Consider the following 20,429-nt stretch of genomic DNA (forward strand, 5'->3'; position numbering starts at 1 on the left):
TTTAATGTCTGCGCCGCGTTAGAACAAGACGCGGCTACGGATGGTGCCTTTAACGTGCTGCAGCTTCTCCAGCGCCAGATCGGAGTAATCGGCGTCGACGTCGATGACCACATAGCCGACCTTGTCGTTGGTCTGCAGGAACTGGCCAGAGATGTTGATGCCGTTTTCGGCAAACACGTTGTTGATCTCGCTCATCACGCCCGGGATGTTGGCGTGGATGTGCAACAGGCGATGCTTGCCCGGGTGCGCCGGCAGGGCCACTTCGGGGAAGTTGACCGAGGACACCGAGGTACCGTTGTCGCTGTACTTGACCAGCTTCTCGGCCACTTCCAGGCCGATATTGGCCTGCGCTTCTGCAGTCGAACCACCGATGTGCGGAGTCAGGATCACGCGATCCAGGCCACGCAGCGGGCTTTCGAACTCTTCGTCGTTGGATTTCGGCTCGACCGGGAACACGTCGATGGCGGCGCCGATCAGGTGCTCGTCCTTGATCGCGGCGGCCAGGTGCTCCAGCTCGACCACGGTGCCACGTGCGGCGTTGATCAGAATGCCGCCTTTTTTCATCGCGCGGATTTCCTTCTCGCCGATCATCCACTGGGTGGACGGCAGCTCAGGCACGTGCAGCGACACGATGTCGCACATGCCCAGCAGGTCATGCAGCTTGGCGATCTGGGTGGCGTTGCCCAGTGGCAGCTTGGTCACGGTGTCGTAGAAGAACACCTGCATGCCCATGGCTTCGGCGAGTACCGAGAGTTGGGTGCCGATCGAGCCGTAACCGACGATACCCAGCTTTTTGCCGCGGATTTCGAAGGAGTTGGCCGCCGATTTGATCCAGCCACCACGGTGGCAGGAGGCGTTTTTCTCGGGGATGCCGCGCAGCAGCAGGATGGCCTGGGCCAATACCAGCTCGGCCACCGAGCGGGTGTTCGAATACGGTGCGTTGAACACGGCGATACCGCGCTCGCGAGCGGCGTCGAGGTCAACCTGGTTGGTGCCGATGCAGAAGCAGCCCACAGCTACCAGGCGCTTGGCGCAGTCAAAGACTTCGGCGGTCAGCTGGGTGCGCGAACGGATACCGATAAAGTGCGCGTCGGCGATCTTTTCTTTCAGTTCGTCGTCGGAGAGTGCGCCCTTGAGGTACTCGATGTTGGTGTAACCAGCGGCCTTCAGGGTGTCCACTGCATTCTGGTGGACGCCTTCAAGAAGAAGGAACTTGATCTTGCTCTTGTCGAGAGAGGTCTTGCTCATCGGAGTACCTGTTGTCCCACAAATAGTGTCAGGGAAGAGGCCGAGCGCCGCCGGCCGCAGCCCGCAGATCGGCGCGGGGGCACGATTCACGGGGGGCGTATGCTAGCATACGAGCCCCGCGAAACACCTACCCTGGCAGATGAAGCGTGCTCAGGGTGACCATGAATCGTTTGAGAGTTCCGTAGATGACCAACCCTGCGCTGATCGAAGAGCTGAAGACCCTGGTTGAGCCCGGCAAGGTGCTGACCGATGCCGATTCCCTCAATACCTACGGTAAGGACTGGACCAAGCACTTCGCCCCAGCGCCGCTGGCGATTGCCTTCCCCAAGAGCATCGAGCAGGTGCAGGCCATCGTTCGCTGGGCCAATCAGCACAAGGTCGCGCTGGTGCCGTCGGGTGGCCGCACCGGTTTGTCCGCCGGCGCGGTGGCGGCCAATGGTGAAGTGGTTGTGGCCTTCGACTACATGAACCAGATTCTCGACTTCAACGAATTCGATCGCACGGCGGTATGCCAGCCCGGCGTGGTGACCAAGCAGCTGCAGATGTTCGCTGAGGACAAGGGCCTGTATTACCCGGTGGACTTCGCCTCGGCGGGTTCCAGCCAGATCGGCGGCAATATCGGCACCAATGCCGGTGGCATCAAGGTGATTCGCTACGGCATGACCCGCAACTGGGTGGCTGGCCTGAAGGTCGTCACCGGCACCGGCGAGCTGCTGGAACTGAACAAGGACCTGATCAAGAACGCCACCGGCTACGACATGCGTCAGCTGTTTATCGGCGCTGAAGGCACCCTGGGCTTCGTCGTCGAGGCCACCATGCGCCTGGACCGTGCGCCGAAGAACCTCACCGCAATGGTGCTCGGCACCCCGGACTTCGACTCGATCATGCCGGTGCTGCATGCCTTCCAGAACAAGCTGGACCTGACCGCCTTCGAGTTCTTCTCCGACAAGGCCCTGGCCAAGATCATGGCCCGTGGTGACGTGCCGGCGGCGTTTGAAACCGATTGCCCGTTCTACGCTCTGCTGGAATTCGAAGCCACCACCGAGGAAGTCGCCGAAGCGGCCCTGGCCACCTTCGAGCATTGCGTCGAGCAGGGCTGGGTACTGGATGGCGTGATGAGCCAGAGCGAGCAGCAGCTGCAGAACCTGTGGAAGCTGCGCGAGTACATCTCGGAAACCATCAGCCACTGGACGCCGTACAAGAACGATATTTCGGTCACCGTCTCCAAGGTGCCGGCTTTCCTGCACGATATCGATCGTATCGTCGGCGAACACTACCCGGACTTCGAAATCGTCTGGTTCGGCCATATCGGTGACGGCAACCTGCACCTGAACATCTTGAAGCCGGAGAACCTGTCCAAGGACGAGTTCTTCGCCAAGTGCGCCACCGTCAACAAGTGGGTGTTCGAGACCGTACAGAAGTACAACGGCTCGATCAGCGCCGAACACGGTGTGGGCATGACCAAGCGCGATTACCTGACCTACAGCCGTTCGGAAGCCGAGATTGGTTATATGAAGGCGATCAAGGCAGTGTTTGACCCCAACGGCATCATGAACCCGGGCAAGATCTTCCCGCTCTGAAAGCTGCTGCGCTCGGTCATGCTGCGTTGGCGAAGTCAGGAAAAATGCTCATTGGCACAAGCCAACTCCGCTTTTTCCCGACTTCGCCGCCTTGCCTGGCCTTCGCTCGCAACGCTTTCAGCAAGCTGAATTAAGTCTTTAGTCGAAACGACAGCCCGTGAGAGGTCGTCCACCATGGGCTATCAACGATTCAGAGCGTAGGGCGGGGCTACCGCTCTACGCCGTCTGCTCGCACAACGAGCGGCGTCATGCATTCCCATCAGGAGTTGCTTATGAGCTACCAGCATCAGTATGTCGATGGCACCCATATCCACTTCCCCATGGGCAAGGTGGTGTGCATCGGCCGTAACTACGCCGAGCATGCCAAGGAACTGAACAACCCGGTGCCGACCGAGCCCTTGCTGTTTATCAAAGCGGGCAGCTGTGTGGTGCCGCTGGATGACGGTTTTACCCTGGTTGAAGGTAAGGGTGATGTGCATTACGAGGCGGAAATCGCCGTGCTGATCGGCAAGCCGCTGTCGCGCACGCCGAACGCTGAAGAAGTACGTGATGCCATTTCCGGCTTCGCCCCGGCGTTGGACCTGACGCTGCGTGACCTACAGGCCACGCTCAAGGCCAAGGGTTACCCCTGGGAAACCGCCAAATCCTTCGACGGTGCCTGCGTGCTGGCGCCGTTCGTGCCGGGTGATGCCGTTGAAGACCTTGCCGATATCGGCATCCGCCTGGCGATCAACGGTGAAGTGCGTCAGGACGGCAACAGCCGTGACATGCTTAACCCGATTCTGCCGATGATCCAGCACATCTGCGGCCACTTCAGCCTGCAGCCGGGCGATGTGATCCTCACCGGTACGCCAGTGGGTGTCGGCCCACTGCACAAGGGCGATGAGCTGGTGCTGGAACTGGTCGGCCACAGCCTTTTCGCCAGTCGCGCGCTCTAGGTCATCTGGCCATGTACGCAGGCACCTGGAGGTGCCTGTTGGTTGGGTGGCGTCATAGAAACTTAAGGGTTGCTCTCTAGTCTGATAGCCATCGTTCTGCTGAGTTGTGTGCGATGTCGATCTGGATTACTCGGCTGGTGCGTGTGCGCTGGTTGGTTGGGGTGTTGTGCCTGCTAGTGGTGGCATTACTGGCGATGAATTACCGCCATTGGGACGATCGCCTGTCCTTCTGGATTCAGCAGCAGCAGGTGGGCGTTGCCGAGCAACAGCAGAGCATCTGGCTGCCGGGTTACCGGGCCGTGCTGCAAGGCAAACCACTGCAAGGGCTGGAAGACGACGAGGTGTCCGGGCTGACCTACAGCGCGGAAAGCGACACCCTGTTTACCGTGACTGGGAAATACCCACAGTTGATCGAGCTGACCCTGGATGGTCAGGTGCTCCGGCGTATCGATCTGCTCGGCTTCGCCAATCCCGAAGGGGTCGAGATGCTGTCCGACGGCCGCCTGGCGATTATCGATGAGCGCAAGCGCACCTTGACCACCTTCAAACTCAGCGCCCTGACACGCCGCCTGGAGTTTGCCGATCTACCGTCGTTCGACCTGGGTTTTATTGATGCCGGCAATAAGGGCTTCGAGGGCATTGCCTGGGATTCGCGCAATGAGCGCGTGCTGCTGGGTAAGGAGCGTGGTCCGCTGGGGTTGTTTAGCCTGCCGTTTCCAGGCGAGGACGGTGCCACGGGCACCCTTGAGCCGATGAGTTCCGGGCACCTGTTTCTGCGTGATATTTCCTCACTGACCTACGATCCTCGGACTGGGCATGCGTTGGTGCTTTCCGATGAATCCAGCCTGCTGCTGGAGGTGGATGCTCTGGGCGAGCCCGTCAGCTTTATCAGCCTGAGTCGCGGCATGAATGGCCTGCATGGCGGCATTGAGCAGGCCGAAGGGGTAACAATGGATGCGGCAGGCAATATCTATATCGTCAGCGAGCCCAACCTGTTCTACGTCCTGCGCAAGGACCCGGCGGCCGAACAGCCCGCTGTTGCGGATTAAGTTTGGCTTAAGCACCGATTAAGCCTGGCTTCAGCTAGGCCCTCTACTCTGGCCCCATCACCTAACTGATTAGAGGGTTACCCCATGAAGCGTTTCACCTTGGCTCTGCTGCTGGCTCCACTGTTCTCCACCGCCGCCATGGCCACCGGTTATACCGGCCCAGGCGCCACTGCTCAGGTCACCACCGTAGCGGCCGCATTGGACGCTGCCGACGATACACCGGTGGTGTTGCAAGGGCAGATCGTCAAGCGTCTGCAGGATGAGTTGTACGAATTCAAAGACGCCAGCGGCACCATCAACGTCGAAATCGACGACGAGCATTGGCCGGCCCAGGCCATTTCTGAAAAGGCCGTGGTCAAGATCAGTGGTGAAGTGGATCGTGACCTAACCAGCCGCGAAATCGATGTCGAGTACCTCGAACTGGTCAAGTAAATCACTCGATCATGTGCCCATGTCAGCCCGAAGCCCTGCTTCGGGCTGACGCCGTTGCGCCACCCGTTACTGTTGAGAGTGAAGCGTCATGCGAGATCATTTCACCCTGAAACGTCTGCTGCTGAGCCTTGTCGCGCTGTCCTTGCTGCTGCTGGGCTTGTTTGCGCAGGAGTACCGTTTGTTCGAGCGGGCTTGGTTCAATGTGCAGCAGTGGCAGAAAGCCGGTAGCGGGCAGCAGGGCTCCATGCTGTTGGCGGATTATCAGGTGGACCTTGAGGCCCGCGTGATCGAGGGCCTGAACGATGATGTCTCGGCGCTGACCTTCGACCCAGACCGCAACAGCCTGTTCACCGTGACCAACCAGAAGCCGCAGCTGCTGGAGTTATCGCTGGATGGTGAGCTGCTACGGCGTATCGATTTGCACGGTTTTGGCGATGCTGAAGCGGTTGAGTACATCAGCCCAGGCCTGTATGTGATCACTGATGAGCGTAAGCAGCGCCTGATCAAGGTGCGGGTGGATGATGCCACCACCGAGTTGCATGCCGACCAGGCTCAGCAGTTCTCGTTGAGCATTGGCCTGAATGGCAACAAGGGGTTTGAGGGCTTGGCCTACGATTCGGCTGGGCAGCGTCTGTTTGTTGCCAAAGAGCGCGATCCGATGCGCATCTATGAGATTCACGGTTTTCCTCAGCGAGACCCACAGAGCCCCTTTGCCGTGCACGTGGTGGATGATCAGCAGCGTGACGCTGGGCTATTTGTACGTGACCTCTCCAGCCTGCAATTTGATGAGCGCAGCGGGCATTTGCTGGCGCTGTCCGACGAGTCACGCCTGGTGCTGGAGCTGAATGTCGAGGGCAAACCGATCAGCAGCCTGTCGCTGCTTGGTGGACGTAACGGCCTCAAACGCAGCGTACCGCAGGGCGAAGGCATCGCCATGGATAACCAGGGCGTGCTCTATCTGGTTAGCGAGCCGAATCTGTTCTATCGCTTCAAGAAACCAGGCGCTTAGGCTGTGGCGTAAAGGCTGCGGCCGCCGGTTGCAGCAGGCGCGCGGTTTTCCACTCAAAACCCAGGGTCAGGCCGATGGCGGCGCAGGCCAGGCCGCCGGCTAATCCCCACCAAACGCCTTCTGCGCCCCAGCCCAGCGGGAAGGCTAGAGCCCAGGCCAATGGCGCGCCAACTGCCCAGTAGCAGCCGAGGCCAACCCAGAAGGTGGTCTTGGCGTCCTTTAGGCCGCGAATTGCGCCCATGGCGATGGTCTGGATCCCATCGAAGAACTCGAACCAGGCAGCAATCGCTAGCAGTGCCACGGCCAGGCTCACCACCTCGGCATAGGCGCTGTCGTTGTGGTCGAGAAACAGCCCCACTACCCAATGCGGCGCCAGCCAGAACAGGCAGGCGAAACCGAGCATGCACAGCGCACCGAGGCCAAGGCCCAGGCGACCGGCTTGGCGTGCCTGCTGCAGGCGGCCGGCACCAAAGTGCTGGCCGATGCGGAAGGTCACCGCATAGGAAATTCCCACTGGCACCATAAACGCCACGTACACCGACATGATTGCGATCTGGTGCGCCGCCAGTTGCGTGCTGCCCAGCGCGCCCATGCACAGTGCGGCAAAGGCAAACAGGCCTGATTCCACCGCATAGGTGCCGCCAATCGGCAGGCCTAGACGCAGCAGCTCTTTCAGCTCGCCCCACACCGGCCGCAACAAGCCGCGCCACAGCGGATAAGGGCTGTAGGCACTGTGGTGCAGCACATGCCAAGCCAGCAGCAGCGCCATGACATTCATCACCACGGCCGTCACTAGGCCGATTCCGGCCAGGCCCAGTGGCGGCAGGCCGAACCAGCCCTTGATCAGTGCATAGTTGAGGACGAAGTTGGCCAGCGCGCCGCCAATGCTGATGGCCATTACCGGGCCAGGGCGGCCGATGGCGCTGGTAAAGCCACGCAGCGCCATAAAGCTCATATAGCCAGGCAGGGCAAACACCAGGGTGGAGAGAAACTGCATGCCGCCGCTGACGTTCTCCGGCTTCTGGCCGAAGTACAGCAATGCTGGGCCCAGGTTCCACAGCGCCAGGCCAGCCAACAACGCCAGACCCCAGCCGAGCCACAGGCCGTTCTGCGTCAGCCGGGTGACGCCGGCCGCGTCCTGCGCGCCGTGGCGGATGGCCACCAGGTTGCCAACCGAGGCAATCACCCCGACGCAGAAGATTGAGACAAAGGAGTAACTGGCTGCGCCCAGGCCGCCAGCGGCCAGGGTGGCGGGGCCAAGCAGACCCATCATCACCGTATCGGTAAACACCATCAGCACATGTGCCAGTTGCGCGGCAATCAGCGGCCCGGCAAGTTTCAGGATGGCGCGCAGTTCGCCACGAAGCGGATGCAGCATGATGAGTTCTACTCAGTTAGAAGGCTTGCTCGGGTGATCCGCGCAGGCAGAGAATACGCCTATTCTCATAAGCCAGCCGTGGCAGCACAAAAGGATAATAGCGATGACAGGCATGACTATTACTCATGGGTTAGGTGTATGAGCCAGCGCCTGCCACCGCTGTATGCCCTGCGCGCATTCGAGGCCGCGGCGCGGCACAGCTCCTTTACCCGCGCCGCCGAAGAGCTGGCGATTACCCAGAGTGCAGTCAGCCGACATGTGCGCACCCTGGAAGATCATTTCGCTTGCCGGCTGTTCGAGCGTCGAGGCCGCAGCCTGCAACTCACCGAAACGGCGCGCATGTTGCTGCCTGGGCTGCGCGATGGCTTCGAGGCGCTGGAACGCGCCTGTAACACCCTGCGTGTCGACGACGCGGTGCTGCGCCTGAAAGCCCCGTCGACGCTGACCATGCGCTGGTTACTGGCGCGCCTGTCGCGCTATCGCCTGCTAAGCGCCAGTGAGGTGCAACTGACCAGCGCCTGGATGGATGTGGATAAGGTGGACTTTCTGCATGAGCCATTCGACTGCGCCGTCCTGCTGAGTCAGGGCGATTTCCCGGAGGAATGGGAAAGCACCGAGCTGTTTGCCGAATGGTTGATTCCGGTCTGCGCGCCAGAAGTCTTGGGCGAACAACCTTGGGGTCTGGCACGTCTGCAGGCCGCCGAACTGCTGCACCCGACCCCGGATCGCCGCGACTGGCGGCAGTGGTTGATGGCCATGGGCCTGGCGGATCAGGTGCCGCTCAAGGGTGGCCAGGTGTTCGATACCTTGGAGCTGGGCATGGTGGCTGCGGCGCGTGGCTATGGCGTGTCGATCGGCGATTTGGTAATGGTCGCCGAGGATGTCGCCCAGGGCCGTCTCGGTCTGCCCTGGCCTAGCGCCGTGCCCAGTGGCTACAGCTACTACCTGGTATGGCCAAAAGCGCGCCGAGGCCAGGAGCGTTTTCGCCGCTTGCGCGATTATCTCGTGGCTGATGTGGCAGCCATGCAACTGCCGGTGGTTGAGCGGGTGGGAAGTCGGGCACGTTAGCGGGTTACGCGCAGAGCGTAAAAAATATTGGACTATCGTTTGTTGGCTTATTCGTATTAACGCTTTTAAAACATAGGGTTAATGCGATTTTAGATTGAGCTGTCTGCTGCTTGCGGTCTGATTTCTTAACGATCCGAGCGTATTCGTTTGACATATTTTACGGCTTTGGCAGACTGGCTTCAGGATTGTGGCTGCCAGATGAGCGCTTATCGTGCATCTGATGCCGCTGCGGCGGGCATCTAGACAGGCGCAATCAGCCGTAAAACAGAAGGTGCGCGACAACCGTCAGCCCTTCTGCACAACAACGGCAGCCAATCCCGGCTGCCCCAAGGTGATGTATGTCCAACAACAATACGAAACAGCGCCCAGGCGCGCGTAAACCGGTTGTCCTGATGTCCATGGGCGCTCAAGAGCGCAAAGGGCATGCCTATCAAGTCATGACCCACAAATACATAACCCCGCTGGTCGAACTGTCGGGCTGTGTGCCGCTGCTGGCGCCCAGCTGCTGCGGCGCGGATGACATCGAGCAGTACCTGTCGATGGTCGATGGCGTGTACCTGACCGGTGCGGGCAGCAATATCGATCCGGCCCTCTACGGCCAGGAAAACCTGACCCCGACTAAGGGCCAGGATAAGGACCGTGATCTGTTTGATATTCCACTGATTCGCGCTGCGTTGGCCCGTGGTCTGCCGCTGTTCGCGATCTGCCGTGGCATGCAGGAAATCAACGTGGCCCTGGGCGGCAATATCCACCAGAAGGTCTACGAAGTCCCGGGCATGAATGACCACCGCGAAGACACCAGTGCTCCGGTGGAGGTGCAATACGCCGACAGCCACAGCGTGCGCGCGCTGCCGGGTAGCTGGTTTGCCGAGCTGATGGGTGAGGCCGAGTTCCCGGTCAACTCGCTGCACGGCCAGGCGTTGGATCAGCTGGGTGAGGGCGTCGAGGCGCTAGCCCATGCCGAGGACGGTCTGGTTGAGGCGATTCACCTGCCGGGCGCCGAGCAGTTCACCCTGGCGGTGCAATGGCACCCGGAGTGGCAGGCGGCGCAGAACCCGCATTCGGTGAAAATCTTCAAGGCGTTCGGTGATGCGTGTCGTGAGCAGGTAGCCCGCCGCGACCAGTAAGCGTTCCAACTGCACATTAAGAAGCCCCGCATGCGGGGCTTTTTTATGGCTGCGATTCAGGCCCCGCTGATGCTGGGTCGGTACTGCAGGGCTTCACCCAAGTGGCTGCGGCGAATATGTGCAGCACTGTCCAAGTCGGCCAGGGTGCGTGCCACTTTCAATACGCGGTGTGCTGCACGCAGGCTCAGTCCCAGGCGCTCGCAGGCATTTTCCAGCCACTGGCGGTCTTCGCCCGGCAGGCTGCAATGTTGCTGCACGCCATTGAGATCGAGGTGGGCATTGGCGCAGCCCTGGCGAGCCAGTTGCTGCTGGCGTGCCTGCACCACCTGCTCGGCCAGTTCGGCGCTGCTTGGGCTGGGCTCGGCGTCAGCGTTCAGTCGGGTGGTTTCCCGCGGCACGCTGAGGTGCAGATCGATGCGGTCGAGCAGCGGGCCTGAGAGTTTGCCGCGGTAGCGCTGGATCTGTTCAGTGGAACAGCGGCAGCGCCCGGATGGATCGCCCAGATGCCCACAGGGGCACGGATTCATCGCCGCCACCAGCTGAAAGCGCGCAGGAAAACGCACTTTGTCGCGTGCCCGAGCAATCACGATCTGGCCACTTTCCAGGGGCTCGCGCAGCACCTCCAAAACCTTGCGATCAAATTCGGGGAGCTCATCGAGGAATAAAACGCCGTGATGAGCCAACGTGATTTCACCCGGTTGCGGGCGACTGCCGCCACCGACCAGCGCGGGACCGGAGGCACTGTGGTGCGGGGTTCTGAAGGGGCGTTGCGGCCAGGCGTTAAGCGGAACGTGGCTGGCCACGGAATGAATTGCAGCGACTTCCAATGCTTCCTGTTCATCCAGTGGCGGCAACAAGCCGGGCAGGCGGCTGGCCAGCAGGGTTTTTCCCGTGCCGGGTGGCCCGGTAAATAGAAGGTTGTGCGAGCCGGCCGCTGCGACCAGCAGCGCGCGTTTGGCGGCGATCTGTCCTTGCACCTCGGCCAGATCGGGATAGGGCAGCACTTGTCGCAGCAAGCCCTGGGCCTGATAGGGCGCAATCGGTGTTTGGCCATTGAGGTGGGCGGCGACTTCCAGCAGGTGCTCGACGGCAATCACCGTGAGTCCCGAGGCTAGGCTGGCTTCCTCGGCATTGGCCTTGGGCACTACTAAGGTGCGTCCGGCGGCGCGGGCGGCTAGCGCGGCGGGTAAGACGCCTTGTACCGGGCGAATCGCCCCGGACAGCGCCAGTTCACCCAGGCACTCAAGCGGCTCCAGTGCGGTGCTTGGCACCTGTCCGCTGGCGGCGAGAATGCCGAGGGCAATCGCCAGGTCGAAGCGCCCGCCGTCCTTGGGTAAATCGGCCGGTGCCAGATTCAAGGTAATCCGCCTGGGCGGGAACTCGAAGGCGCAATTGAGGATGGCGCTGCGCACCCGGTCCTTGCTTTCCTTGACGGCGGTTTCCGGCAAACCAACTAGGGCCAGCGAGGGCAGGCCGTTGGCCAAGTGGGCTTCGACGGTGACGGCGGGGGCTTCAACACCTACTTGGGCGCGGCTGTGGACTATGGCCAGGGACATCGATCACTCCTTGATCGGCTGATGCATCCGCTGCGGGTGTTACTCGCGGGTGGCTGGGGCGTCTGCGCTGCGTGCTTCCATTTCGGCAACCTTGGCCTCGAGAGCTTCCAGGCGGGCGCGGGTGCGGGCGAGTACGACCATCTGGCTGTCGAATTCGTCGCGGCTGACCAAGTCGAGTTTGCTGAAGGCGCTTTGCAGCAGCACTTTGAACTGGGCTTCGAACTCGCCGCGCGGCAAGGGCGCGTCACCGTTGAACAGGCGCGAGGCGTGGGTGGTCAGGGCGTCTAGTAGGGCTTTAGGTGGCAGCATGATGAGGTTCCGTTTACAGATGGCGGCAGTGTAGCACGCAGCTTTATCGGGCTTGCCGGCCGGGTCCGGAACGGGTTGGCGGCTTCTGCACGGTTTTCGCGCGCTGCTTGGCAGGCTGTTGCACCGTTGTTGTGCGCTGGCGGTTGGCTATTACCGGGCTAAAACGCCCGTTTGCCGGGTAACTGCATGAAATAAATCGGTTTTACCTGATCTGGCAAGCTTTCTGCTTTGTCTCTTGCGACGCATGCACCGATGCAGTTCCGGTGCGTCAGGCGAAGCGGGGAAGTGCTTCGTCGGGAGCGGTTGGTGAGTATCGGTGCTGCTGGATCAGGGCGGCGATGCATTACAAAAGCCAGGCACTGCGCTTAGACTTGGTCCGGGTTCGCAATTCCTGGGGCATGTCCACCTTACACGGGAGAGAGTTACATGAAGCTAGTCACTGCCATCATCAAGCCGTTCAAGCTGGACGACGTCCGTGAGTCACTGTCGGAGATCGGCGTGCAGGGTATCACCGTCACTGAAGTCAAAGGCTTCGGTCGCCAGAAAGGCCATACCGAGCTGTATCGCGGTGCTGAATACGTGGTCGATTTCTTGCCAAAAGTGAAAATCGACGTGGCCATCGCTGACGATCAACTCGATCGCGTCATCGAGGCCATCACCAAAGCTGCTAACACCGGCAAGATCGGTGACGGCAAGATTTTCGTTGTAAACCTGGAACAGGCGATCCGCATCCGTACCGGCGAAACCGGCACCGACGCAGTTTAAGCCTCCGAACGAACCCCACGCCCCAGGAGTTAAACCATGACTCTGCGAAAAATCGCAGGGCTAGGAGCCCTTTTGTCTCTCGTTCCTGGCTTTGCCATGGCCGAAGAGGCAAGCCTGAACAGCGGCGACACCGCTTGGATGTTGGTCGCCACTGTACTGGTGCTGTTTATGACCATCCCCGGTCTGGCGCTTTTCTACGCTGGCATGGTGCGTTCGAAGAACGTGCTATCGGTGTTGATGCAGTGTTTTGCAGTAACCGGGTTGATCAGCATTCTGTGGGTCGTTTACGGCTACAGCCTGGCCTTTGATACCACTGGCATGGAGCAGGGAGTCGTCAACTTCAACTCCTTCGTCGGCGGTTTCTCCAAAGCCTTCCTATCTGGTTTGACCCTGGACAGCCTGGTGGCTGGGATTCCAGAGAGCGTGTTCATCACCTTTCAGATGACCTTCGCCATCATCACTCCGGCGCTGATCGTCGGTGCCTTCGCTGAGCGCATGAAGTTCTCGGCCATGCTGATCTTCATGGCCGTGTGGTTCACCCTGGTCTATGCGCCTATCGCGCACATGGTTTGGGGCGGCAACGGGGCGCTGATGTGGGACTGGGGCGTGCTCGACTTTGCGGGCGGCACCGTGGTGCACATCAACGCCGGTATCGCCGGTCTGGTGGCCTGCTTGGTGCTGGGCAAGCGCAAGGGTTTCCCAACGACCGCCATGCCGCCGCACAACCTCGGCTACACCCTGATCGGCGCAAGCATGCTCTGGGTCGGCTGGTTCGGCTTCAACGCAGGTTCTGCGCTGGCAGCCAACGGCAGCGCCGGTATGGCCATGCTGGTAACCCAGATTGCCACCGCTACAGCGGCGCTGAGCTGGATGTTCGCCGAGTGGATCACTCACCGCAAACCAAGCGTTCTGGGCATTGCCTCGGGCGCTGTGGCGGGTTTGGTGGCGATCACTCCGGCGTCCGGCACGGCGGGGCCTATGGGCGCTCTGGCGATTGGCCTGGCAAGTGGGGCGATCTGCTTCTTCTGCGCCACCAGCCTGAAACGCAAGCTGGGTTATGACGATTCCCTCGACGTGTTCGGCGTGCACGCCGTGGGCGGCATTGTCGGCGCCATTCTCACCGGGGCGTTCGCCGCACCGGCCTTGGGTGGCTTCGGCACGGTGGAAAATATTCCGGCGCAGCTGTGGATCCAGTTCGAGGGGGTGGCCTTCACCGTGGTGTACACCGCAGTGGTGACCTTCGTGATTCTGAAAGTGATCGACCTAGTAATGGGCCTGCGTGTCAGCGAAGAGGAAGAGACCATCGGTCTCGATCTCGCCCTGCATAACGAGCGCGGCTACAACCTGTAAGCACACGGAGCGCGTCCGGAGCCAACCCGGACGTCTTAACCGAATAGCGCTAAAAAGCGCAACGGCAAGAGGTGAACCATGGACAACACAGCATTGACTGCACTGCAGTACGGTTTTGATACCTTCTACTTTTTGGTTTGCGGCGCCCTGGTAATGTGGATGGCAGCGGGTTTTGCCATGCTCGAATCCGGTCTGGTGCGAGCCAAGAACACCACTGAAATTCTTACCAAGAACATCGCCCTGTACGCAGTGGCGAGCATCATGTACCTGGTGATCGGCTACCACATCATGTACTCCAGCCCGGAAGGCGGCATCCTGCCAAGCCTGGGTTTCCTGCTGGGTGAAGAGAACAGCGTTGAGTCGGTTCTGGCCGGCGGTGACGATGCCCCTTACTACTCGGCTCGTTCGGACTTCTTCTTCCAGGTAGTGTTTGCCGCGACCTGTATGTCGATCGTTTCCGGTGCCGTTGCTGAGCGCATGAAGCTGTTTGCCTTCCTGGCATTCGCTGTGGTCATGACCGGTTTCATCTACCCGGTACAGGGCTTCTGGAAATGGGGTTCGGGCTTCCTCAACGAAGCTGGCTTCCTCGACTTCGCCGGTTCTGGCGTGGTGCACATGGCTGGCGCTACTGCTGCTCTGGCTGGCGTACTGCTGCTCGGCGCACGTAAAGGCAAGTACGGCCCGAATGGCCAGGTCAACGCCATTCCGGGTGCCAACCTGCCGATGGCCGCGCTGGGTACTTTCATCCTGTGGATGGGCTGGTTCGGCTTCAACGGTGGCTCGCAGCTGAAGATGAGCACCATCGAAGACGCCAACGCCGTGGCTAACGTGTTTGTTAACACCAACATGGCGGCTGCCGGTGGCTTGATCGCTGCGCTGATCGTGGCACGCATCCTGTTCGGCAAGGCTGACCTGACCATGGCCCTCAACGGTGCCCTGGCTGGCCTGGTGGCAATCACTGCCGAGCCGCTGACCCCGACTGCCCTGCAAGCAACCCTGATCGGTGGCGTGGGTGGCGTGCTGGTGGTGTTCTCGATCCTCGGTCTGGACAAACTCAAGCTCGACGATCCAGTCGGTGCCATCTCCGTACACGGCGTGGTCGGTATCTGGGGCCTGCTGGCGGTCTGCCTGACCAATAGCGACGCTACTCTCGGCGCACAGCTGCTGGGTATAGGTTCGATCTTCGCTTGGGTCTTCGTCTGCAGCCTGATTGTCTGGTCCATCATTAAGTTGGTGATTGGTCTGCGCGTCAGCGAGGAAGAAGAGTACGAAGGCGTGGACATCGCCGAATGCGGTATGGAAGCCTACCCGGAATTCACCAAGCGTTGATTTCCTCTGGTTTCGACAAGGGCGCCTTAGGGCGCCCTTTGTTTTTTCTGAATGCCCATTAAAGGTTGTGGTTTTTCAGCGTGTGCGCGGTTGTGATGGAGCGGCAACAGACCCTAGAATGCGCGCCGTTGAGCGCAGTTCGCCGATGCGCGGCGCTCAGCCCTAGGCAAGGCCACGGGATTTTTTATCAGCGACGTTAGAAAGCTGACGCAGCTGGGCTATAACTACTCTGCTTTTCGCAAGTCATGAGGTTGGAACATGAGCGACGAAGATCTGGAACACGACGAATTAGAAGGCGCTGACGAAGACGAAGGCGAGGAGCTGGCTGCCGCCGATGATGGCGACAGCAGCGATGATGGCGATGGTGACGACGAAGTCGTACCCGCCAGCAAAGGCAAAAAAGCCAAAGCCGCCGTCGACGTAGAAGAACTGCCGAGCATCGAAGCCAAGCAGAAAGAGCGTGATGCACTGGCCCGCGCCATGGAAGAGTTCCTCTCCCGTGGTGGCAAGGTGCAGGAAGTCGAGCCGAATGTGGTATCTGATCCGCCCAAAAAGCCGGACAGCAAGTACGGCAGCCGCCCTATCTAAGGGCCTGCTGTAAAACAAAAAGCCCGCATGCCATCCGCGTGCGGGCTTTTTTGTGCGCGATGCCTTGTTAAGGCAGGCAGATGGCTTTGTAGGGTGGATGGCGCTTTATCCATCCACCGTTCATCGTCGGCCAGCGCCGCGCGTCTGCAGCCTATGCCCAGCTGTGCAGCAGCGCCGGCAGTTCGGCCAGGCTGCGGATCTCGCCATCAGGCGTAATCGCGTCGCTCCAGGTCTTACCCTGCGGGTTGAACCAGATCGCCCGCAGCCCGGCGGCCTTGGCTCCGGCGATGTCATCGCTGGGGTGGTCGCCGATGTGTACCGCGTGTTCGGCGGCTATCCCGGCGCGCTTGAGCGCTTCCTCGAAGGGCTTCGGGTCGGGTTTGCCAATCCCAAGCTCTTCGGCGCACAGGGCGAACTGGAAGTAGTCGGCCAGGCCCAGACGACGCACATCGGCATTGCCGTTGGTGATGACCCCGAGCTGGAAGCGGTTGGCCAAAGCTTCAAGGGTTGGATGCACCTCGGCAAACAGTTCGACCTGATGGCGCGCGGCGAGAAATACCTGAAAGCCCGCTTCGGCCAGCGCCTGCGCATCCGCGTGCGCATAGCCAGCGTCTGTTAGGGCATGCAGCAGAATGCGCCGGCGCAGTTCGCTGAGGCGATGCTTGAGCATCGGCTCGGCCTGCAGCAAGGTGGCGCGAATCGACCACAGATGCTCCACCGGCACCGCACCCAGCCGCGGCGCGTGCATCGCCAGCCAGTTGCGCAGCGCCGCTTCGGCGTCCTGCATCACTGGGGTGACATCCCACAGAGTGTCGTCGAGGTCGAAAGTGATCAGCTGAATGCTCATTCTGTGTTGCCTTTGCGTTTGGCCCTTGGGTGGGCCTGGTCATAAACAGTGGCCAGGTGCTGGAAATCCAGGTGGGTATAAACCTGGGTGGTGGCGATGTCGGCATGGCCGAGCAGCTCCTGCACCGCGCGCAGGTCCTGGGATGATTCGAGCATATGACTGGCGAAGCTGTGGCGCAGCATATGCGGGTGCAGGTGCTGGCCCAGCTCACGCACGCCGGCCTGGCGCACGCGCAGTTGCACCGCGCGTGGACCAATACGCCGACCTTGCTGGCTGATAAATACCGCGCCGTCGCTCGGGTTCGCCAGCGCACGCAGTGGCAGCCACTGCTGCATCGCTTCACGTGCCATGCGCCCAAGCGGCAGCTCGCGGGTCTTGTTGCCCTTGCCGATAACCCTTACCAATCCGGCGGGCAGATCGAGGCCGTCGAGGTTGAGGCTCACCAGCTCCGACAGACGCAAGCCTGACGAGTAGAACAGCTCCAGCATGGCCTGATCGCGGCGGGCGATAAAGTCATCTTCCAAGGCGCCGTCGAGCAGTTGTGCGGTGCGGTCAGCGTCCAGGGTCTTTGGCAAGCGGCGCTCGCCCTTGGGCGGCGTCAGCCCGCTGGCTGGATCGCTGTCGCAGTGGCCCTCACGAATCAGATAACGATAGAGGCCACGGGTGGCCGAGAGCAGGCGCGCCAGGCTGCGGCTGGACTGGCCCTGCATGTGCAGGCGACCGACCATGCGGCGTAGGCGTGGGGTATCGAGCGTACGCCAGCTGTCGATCTGCTCTTGGGTGCAGAGCGCCAACAGCGTGCTGAGGTCGTGGCGATAGCCAATCAGGGTGTGCGGGGACAGCTGACGTTCGCTGCGCAGGTGTTCAAGGTAGGCGTCCAAGAGGTCTTGCATGGAAGCTCCCTGCGGTGCGGTCGGTGCAATGTTTAGCGCTAGCGCACCGAGCGCAAAGGTGTGGCAAAGCCTGGAGCGACGCGTGCCAGTACTTCGGCGATGTAACCGAGGAACAGCGTGCCCAGCGAGCTTTTGTAATGCTGCGGATCGGCGCTGCCAATCGCCAGCACGCCATGCAGGCCCTGATGGCTGATGCTGACCACCGCCGCTGAGCCCACCTGGGCACCGTCTTCGTTGCCGAACAGGAAGTTCAGTTCATGCTCGCGCAGCACGCCACAAATGGTTTTGCCACCAGCCAGCAGGCCGCCGATGGCTTGATGCGCTTCAGCGCTGCTGACTGAACGGCCGACCGGTATGGGCGTATCACTGAACAGAATCAAGCTGACAAAAGGCACCTGAAACTCGCGGCGCAGGCTGTCTTCGACGCAACTGACCACTTCTTCCAGGCTACTGGCGTCGAGTAGGTCGAGCACCAGGCGGCGGGTCTTGTCGAACAAACGATCGTTGTCGCGGGCCACGTCCATCAGTTGCGAGAGGCGGTGGCGCATTTCGATATTGCGCTCGCGCAGCAGTTTCACCTGGCGCTCGACCAACGATACGGTATCGCCGCGCTGGTGCGGAATGCGCAGCTCGGGGATCAACTCGTCGTGGTCGATAAAGAATTCCGGATGCAGACGCAGATAAGCGGCAACCGTTTCCGAATCCAATGGCTTGGGTGAATCCTGCTTGTCGGTCATAGGCGAACCTGTCCTTCGTACACACGTACTGCGGGTCCGGTCATCATAACGGGCTGGCCAGGACCTGCCCACTCGATGCTCAGTTTGCCGCCGGGCAGTTCGATCTGCACCGGTGAGTCCATCCAGCCCTGGCTGATTGCCGCCACTGCCGCAGCGCAGGCGCCGGTACCGCAGGCCTGGGTTTCCCCGGCGCCACGTTCCCAGACGCGTAGCTTGGCGCGTTGGCGGTCGACCACTTGCAGGAAACCGACGTTCACCCGCTGCGGAAAGCGCGAATGGTGTTCGAGTTTTGCCCCCAGGCTGTGCACTGGTGCGTTGTCGACGTTGTCGACGCGCAGCACGGCATGCGGGTTGCCCATGGATACGGCAGCCAGCTCAACGGTCTGACCATCGACGGCCAAGCTGTAGCTCAGTGCTTGCTGTTCGGCCTGGAACGGGATCTCGGCTGGCACCAGGCGCGGTGCGCCCATGTTGACGCTGATCTGCCCGTCGTTGCGCACGTCCAGTTCGATGATGCCGCCCTTGGTTTCCACGCGCATCTGCTTCTTCACCGTCAGGCGCTTGTCCAGCACGAAGCGGGCGAAGCAGCGCGCACCGTTACCGCACTGCTCCACTTCCGAACCGTCGGCATTGAAGATGCGGTAGCGGAAATCCACGTCCGGGTTACTCGGTGGCTCGACCAGCAGCAGCTGATCGAAACCTACGCCGGTGTGGCGGTCGCCCCACTGCTTGGCGTTCTTCGGCTGGATATGCGCGTGCTGGCTGACCAGGTCGAGGACCATAAAGTCATTGCCGAGGCCGTGCATCTTGGTAAAGCGCAATAACATCGCCACTACTCCGGCAGGCGGCTTTCGCCCGCAAAGAGTTCGCTGAGCGTCTCACGGCGACGCACTTCGAAGGCTTGATCACCATCCACCATCACCTCGGCGGCGCGGCCGCGGGTGTTGTAGTTGGAGCTCATGACAAAACCGTAGGCACCGGCCGAGCGCACAGCCAGCAGGTCACCTTCGGCCAGGGCTAGCTGGCGATCCTTGGCAAGGAAGTCGCCGGTCTCGCAGATCGGCCCGACGATGTCATAGTTGCGCGGCGCACTGTCGCGCGGCTGAACTGCGACCACGTCCATCCAGGCCTGGTACAGGGCCGGGCGGATCAGGTCGTTCATCGCCGCATCGACGATGGCGAAGTCCTTGTGCTCAGTGTGCTTGAGGTACTCGACCTGGGTCAGCAGCACGCCAGCGTTGGCGACGATCGAGCGGCCCGGCTCGAACACCAGGGCCAGGTCGCGGCCAGCAATGCGTTCGCGCACGGCCTTGATGTAATCGCCGGCCAGTGGCGGCTGCTCGTCGCGGTATTGCACGCCGAGACCGCCGCCCAGGTCCAGGTGCTTGATGCGGATGCCGTCAGCTGCGAGCTGATCGATCAGCGCGAGCAGACGGTCGAGGGCATCGAGAAACGGTGGCAACGTGGTCAGCTGCGAGCCGATATGGCAATCGACACCAACCACCTGCAGGTTCGGCAGCGCAGCGGCGCGGGCATAAACGGCCGGAGCCTGCTCGATATCGATGCCGAATTTGTTTTCTTTAAGGCCCGTGGAGATATACGGGTGGGTGCCGGCGTCGACGTCCGGGTTGACCCGCAGCGAGATCGCCGCAGTCTTGCCCAACTCGGCGGCCACCAGTTGCAGGCGCTCCAGCTCGTCAGTGGACTCGACGTTGAAGCAGTGCACGCCAACTTCCAGGGCGCGGCGCATGTCATCGCGGCTCTTGCCAACGCCAGAGAAGACGATCTTGCTCGGCTCGCCACCGGCGCTCAGTACGCGTTCCAGCTCGCCACGGGAGACGATGTCGAAACCGGCACCTAGGCGCGCCAGGACATTCAGCACGCCGATATTGGAGTTGGCTTTAACCGCAAAGCACACCAGATGCGGCATGCCCTGCAGGGCATCGGCATAGGCGCGGTACTGCGCTTCGATGTGCGCACGCGAGTAAACGTAGGTCGGCGTACCGAAGCGTTGGGCGATGGCGGACAACGCCACGCCTTCCGCGAACAGCGCACCGTCGCGGTAGTTGAAGGCGTTCATAAGCTGTCCTTATTCGGTTTGCGCAGGCGCTGGCTGGCTTTCTTCCGGCAGGTACAGCGGGCCTTTCTGGCCGCAGCCAGCGAGCAGGGCGCTGACGGCAAGCATCGCGATAAAGGCAGTAAATAACCGCTTCATGGTGGAATCCT

The 20,429-nt window shown here is 61.1% G+C and carries 21 protein-coding genes; 11 read left to right on the forward strand and 10 right to left on the reverse strand.

Going from position 1 to position 20,429, the window contains the following annotated elements:
- Window positions 1-18 precede the first annotated feature (18 nt).
- Entirely contained in the window at window positions 19-1,248 is a 1,230-nt protein-coding gene (serA, locus tag ALTER154_RS09875) for a phosphoglycerate dehydrogenase (protein WP_108486783.1), read from the reverse strand.
- A 185-nt stretch (window positions 1,249-1,433) separates the two neighbouring features.
- Here serA and ALTER154_RS09880 point away from each other — a divergent pair, with 185 nt between their 5' ends.
- From ALTER154_RS09880 to ALTER154_RS09900, 5 genes are all read left to right on the forward strand, one after another.
- Window positions 1,434-2,828 (forward strand): FAD-binding oxidoreductase, encoded by a 1,395-nt coding sequence (locus tag ALTER154_RS09880; protein ID WP_160086645.1) that lies wholly within the window; start codon window positions 1,434-1,436, stop codon window positions 2,826-2,828.
- Window positions 2,829-3,100: 272 nt separating this feature from the next.
- Window positions 3,101-3,766 (forward strand): fumarylacetoacetate hydrolase family protein, encoded by a 666-nt coding sequence (locus tag ALTER154_RS09885; RefSeq protein ID WP_160086647.1) that lies wholly within the window; start codon window positions 3,101-3,103, stop codon window positions 3,764-3,766.
- A 113-nt stretch (window positions 3,767-3,879) separates the two neighbouring features.
- Window positions 3,880-4,815 (forward strand): SdiA-regulated domain-containing protein, encoded by a 936-nt coding sequence (locus ALTER154_RS09890; protein WP_160086649.1) that lies wholly within the window; start codon window positions 3,880-3,882, stop codon window positions 4,813-4,815.
- 84 nt (window positions 4,816-4,899) lie between these two features.
- Window positions 4,900-5,247, forward strand: a complete 348-nt coding sequence (locus ALTER154_RS09895; RefSeq protein ID WP_160086651.1) for a NirD/YgiW/YdeI family stress tolerance protein — start codon at window positions 4,900-4,902, stop codon at window positions 5,245-5,247.
- 88 nt (window positions 5,248-5,335) lie between these two features.
- Window positions 5,336-6,256: an SdiA-regulated domain-containing protein gene (locus tag ALTER154_RS09900; RefSeq protein WP_160086653.1), complete on the forward strand. Its 921-nt coding sequence runs from the start codon at window positions 5,336-5,338 to the stop codon at window positions 6,254-6,256.
- On the opposite strand, the gene ALTER154_RS09905 is transcribed toward ALTER154_RS09900, so the two are convergent.
- Complete coding sequence (locus ALTER154_RS09905; protein WP_160086655.1) at window positions 6,237-7,634, reverse strand: NorM family multidrug efflux MATE transporter; 1,398 nt, start codon at window positions 7,632-7,634, stop codon at window positions 6,237-6,239. The genes ALTER154_RS09900 and ALTER154_RS09905 overlap by 20 nt on opposite strands.
- Before the next feature lie 138 nt (window positions 7,635-7,772).
- Here ALTER154_RS09905 and ALTER154_RS09910 point away from each other — a divergent pair, with 138 nt between their 5' ends.
- Entirely contained in the window at window positions 7,773-8,702 is a 930-nt protein-coding gene (locus ALTER154_RS09910; RefSeq protein ID WP_160086657.1) for a LysR substrate-binding domain-containing protein, read from the forward strand.
- A 338-nt stretch (window positions 8,703-9,040) separates the two neighbouring features.
- The gene (locus ALTER154_RS09915) at window positions 9,041-9,829 is read left to right on the forward strand and encodes a gamma-glutamyl-gamma-aminobutyrate hydrolase family protein (protein ID WP_160086659.1); all 789 of its coding nucleotides are present in this window, start codon (window positions 9,041-9,043) and stop codon (window positions 9,827-9,829) included.
- Window positions 9,830-9,885: 56 nt separating this feature from the next.
- On the opposite strand, the gene ALTER154_RS09920 is transcribed toward ALTER154_RS09915, so the two are convergent.
- Window positions 9,886-11,385, reverse strand: a complete 1,500-nt coding sequence (locus ALTER154_RS09920) for a YifB family Mg chelatase-like AAA ATPase (RefSeq protein ID WP_160086661.1) — start codon at window positions 11,383-11,385, stop codon at window positions 9,886-9,888.
- A 39-nt stretch (window positions 11,386-11,424) separates the two neighbouring features.
- On the reverse strand, window positions 11,425-11,694 hold the full coding sequence (locus ALTER154_RS09925; RefSeq protein WP_090254591.1) for an accessory factor UbiK family protein: 270 nt from the start codon (window positions 11,692-11,694) through the stop codon (window positions 11,425-11,427).
- Window positions 11,695-12,120: 426 nt separating this feature from the next.
- Here ALTER154_RS09925 and glnK point away from each other — a divergent pair, with 426 nt between their 5' ends.
- The 4 genes from glnK (at window position 12,121) to sutA (ending at window position 15,726) form a co-directional block, all read left to right on the forward strand.
- Window positions 12,121-12,459, forward strand: a complete 339-nt coding sequence (gene glnK, locus ALTER154_RS09930) for a P-II family nitrogen regulator (RefSeq protein ID WP_021700071.1) — start codon at window positions 12,121-12,123, stop codon at window positions 12,457-12,459.
- 36 nt (window positions 12,460-12,495) lie between these two features.
- Window positions 12,496-13,809, forward strand: a complete 1,314-nt coding sequence (locus tag ALTER154_RS09935; RefSeq protein ID WP_160086663.1) for an ammonium transporter — start codon at window positions 12,496-12,498, stop codon at window positions 13,807-13,809.
- A 78-nt stretch (window positions 13,810-13,887) separates the two neighbouring features.
- On the forward strand, window positions 13,888-15,138 hold the full coding sequence (locus tag ALTER154_RS09940) for an ammonium transporter (RefSeq protein WP_160086665.1): 1,251 nt from the start codon (window positions 13,888-13,890) through the stop codon (window positions 15,136-15,138).
- Window positions 15,139-15,396: 258 nt separating this feature from the next.
- Window positions 15,397-15,726 carry a transcriptional regulator SutA gene (gene sutA / locus ALTER154_RS09945; RefSeq protein WP_160014953.1) on the forward strand — a complete coding sequence of 110 codons (330 nt, stop codon included), beginning with the start codon at window positions 15,397-15,399 and terminating at the stop codon, window positions 15,724-15,726.
- A gap of 151 nt (window positions 15,727-15,877) precedes the next feature.
- On the opposite strand, the gene ALTER154_RS09950 is transcribed toward sutA, so the two are convergent.
- The 6 genes from ALTER154_RS09950 to ALTER154_RS09975 are packed head-to-tail and all read right to left on the reverse strand — an operon-like array spanning window position 15,878 to window position 20,418.
- Complete coding sequence (locus ALTER154_RS09950; RefSeq protein ID WP_160086667.1) at window positions 15,878-16,573, reverse strand: HAD family hydrolase; 696 nt, start codon at window positions 16,571-16,573, stop codon at window positions 15,878-15,880.
- Window positions 16,570-17,466: a tyrosine recombinase XerC gene (gene xerC / locus ALTER154_RS09955; protein ID WP_160086669.1), complete on the reverse strand. Its 897-nt coding sequence runs from the start codon at window positions 17,464-17,466 to the stop codon at window positions 16,570-16,572. Before xerC ends, ALTER154_RS09950 begins: the two co-directional genes overlap by 4 nt.
- A 38-nt stretch (window positions 17,467-17,504) precedes the next feature.
- Entirely contained in the window at window positions 17,505-18,203 is a 699-nt protein-coding gene (locus tag ALTER154_RS09960; protein WP_160086671.1) for a DUF484 family protein, read from the reverse strand.
- Window positions 18,200-19,030, reverse strand: coding sequence for a diaminopimelate epimerase (gene dapF / locus ALTER154_RS09965; protein ID WP_160086673.1), 831 nt, complete (start codon window positions 19,028-19,030; stop codon window positions 18,200-18,202). The genes ALTER154_RS09960 and dapF overlap by 4 nt, the downstream gene beginning before the upstream one ends.
- Window positions 19,031-19,035: 5 nt before the next feature.
- The gene (gene lysA, locus ALTER154_RS09970; protein WP_160086675.1) at window positions 19,036-20,283 is read right to left on the reverse strand and encodes a diaminopimelate decarboxylase; all 1,248 of its coding nucleotides are present in this window, start codon (window positions 20,281-20,283) and stop codon (window positions 19,036-19,038) included.
- Between the two features lie 9 nt (window positions 20,284-20,292).
- On the reverse strand, window positions 20,293-20,418 hold the full coding sequence (locus tag ALTER154_RS09975; RefSeq protein WP_090254607.1) for a lipoprotein: 126 nt from the start codon (window positions 20,416-20,418) through the stop codon (window positions 20,293-20,295).
- Window positions 20,419-20,429 lie beyond the last annotated feature (11 nt).

Origin of the sequence: Pseudomonas sp. 9AZ, from assembly GCF_902506525.1 — a bacterium.
GTDB lineage: Bacteria > Pseudomonadota > Gammaproteobacteria > Pseudomonadales > Pseudomonadaceae > Aquipseudomonas > Aquipseudomonas peli.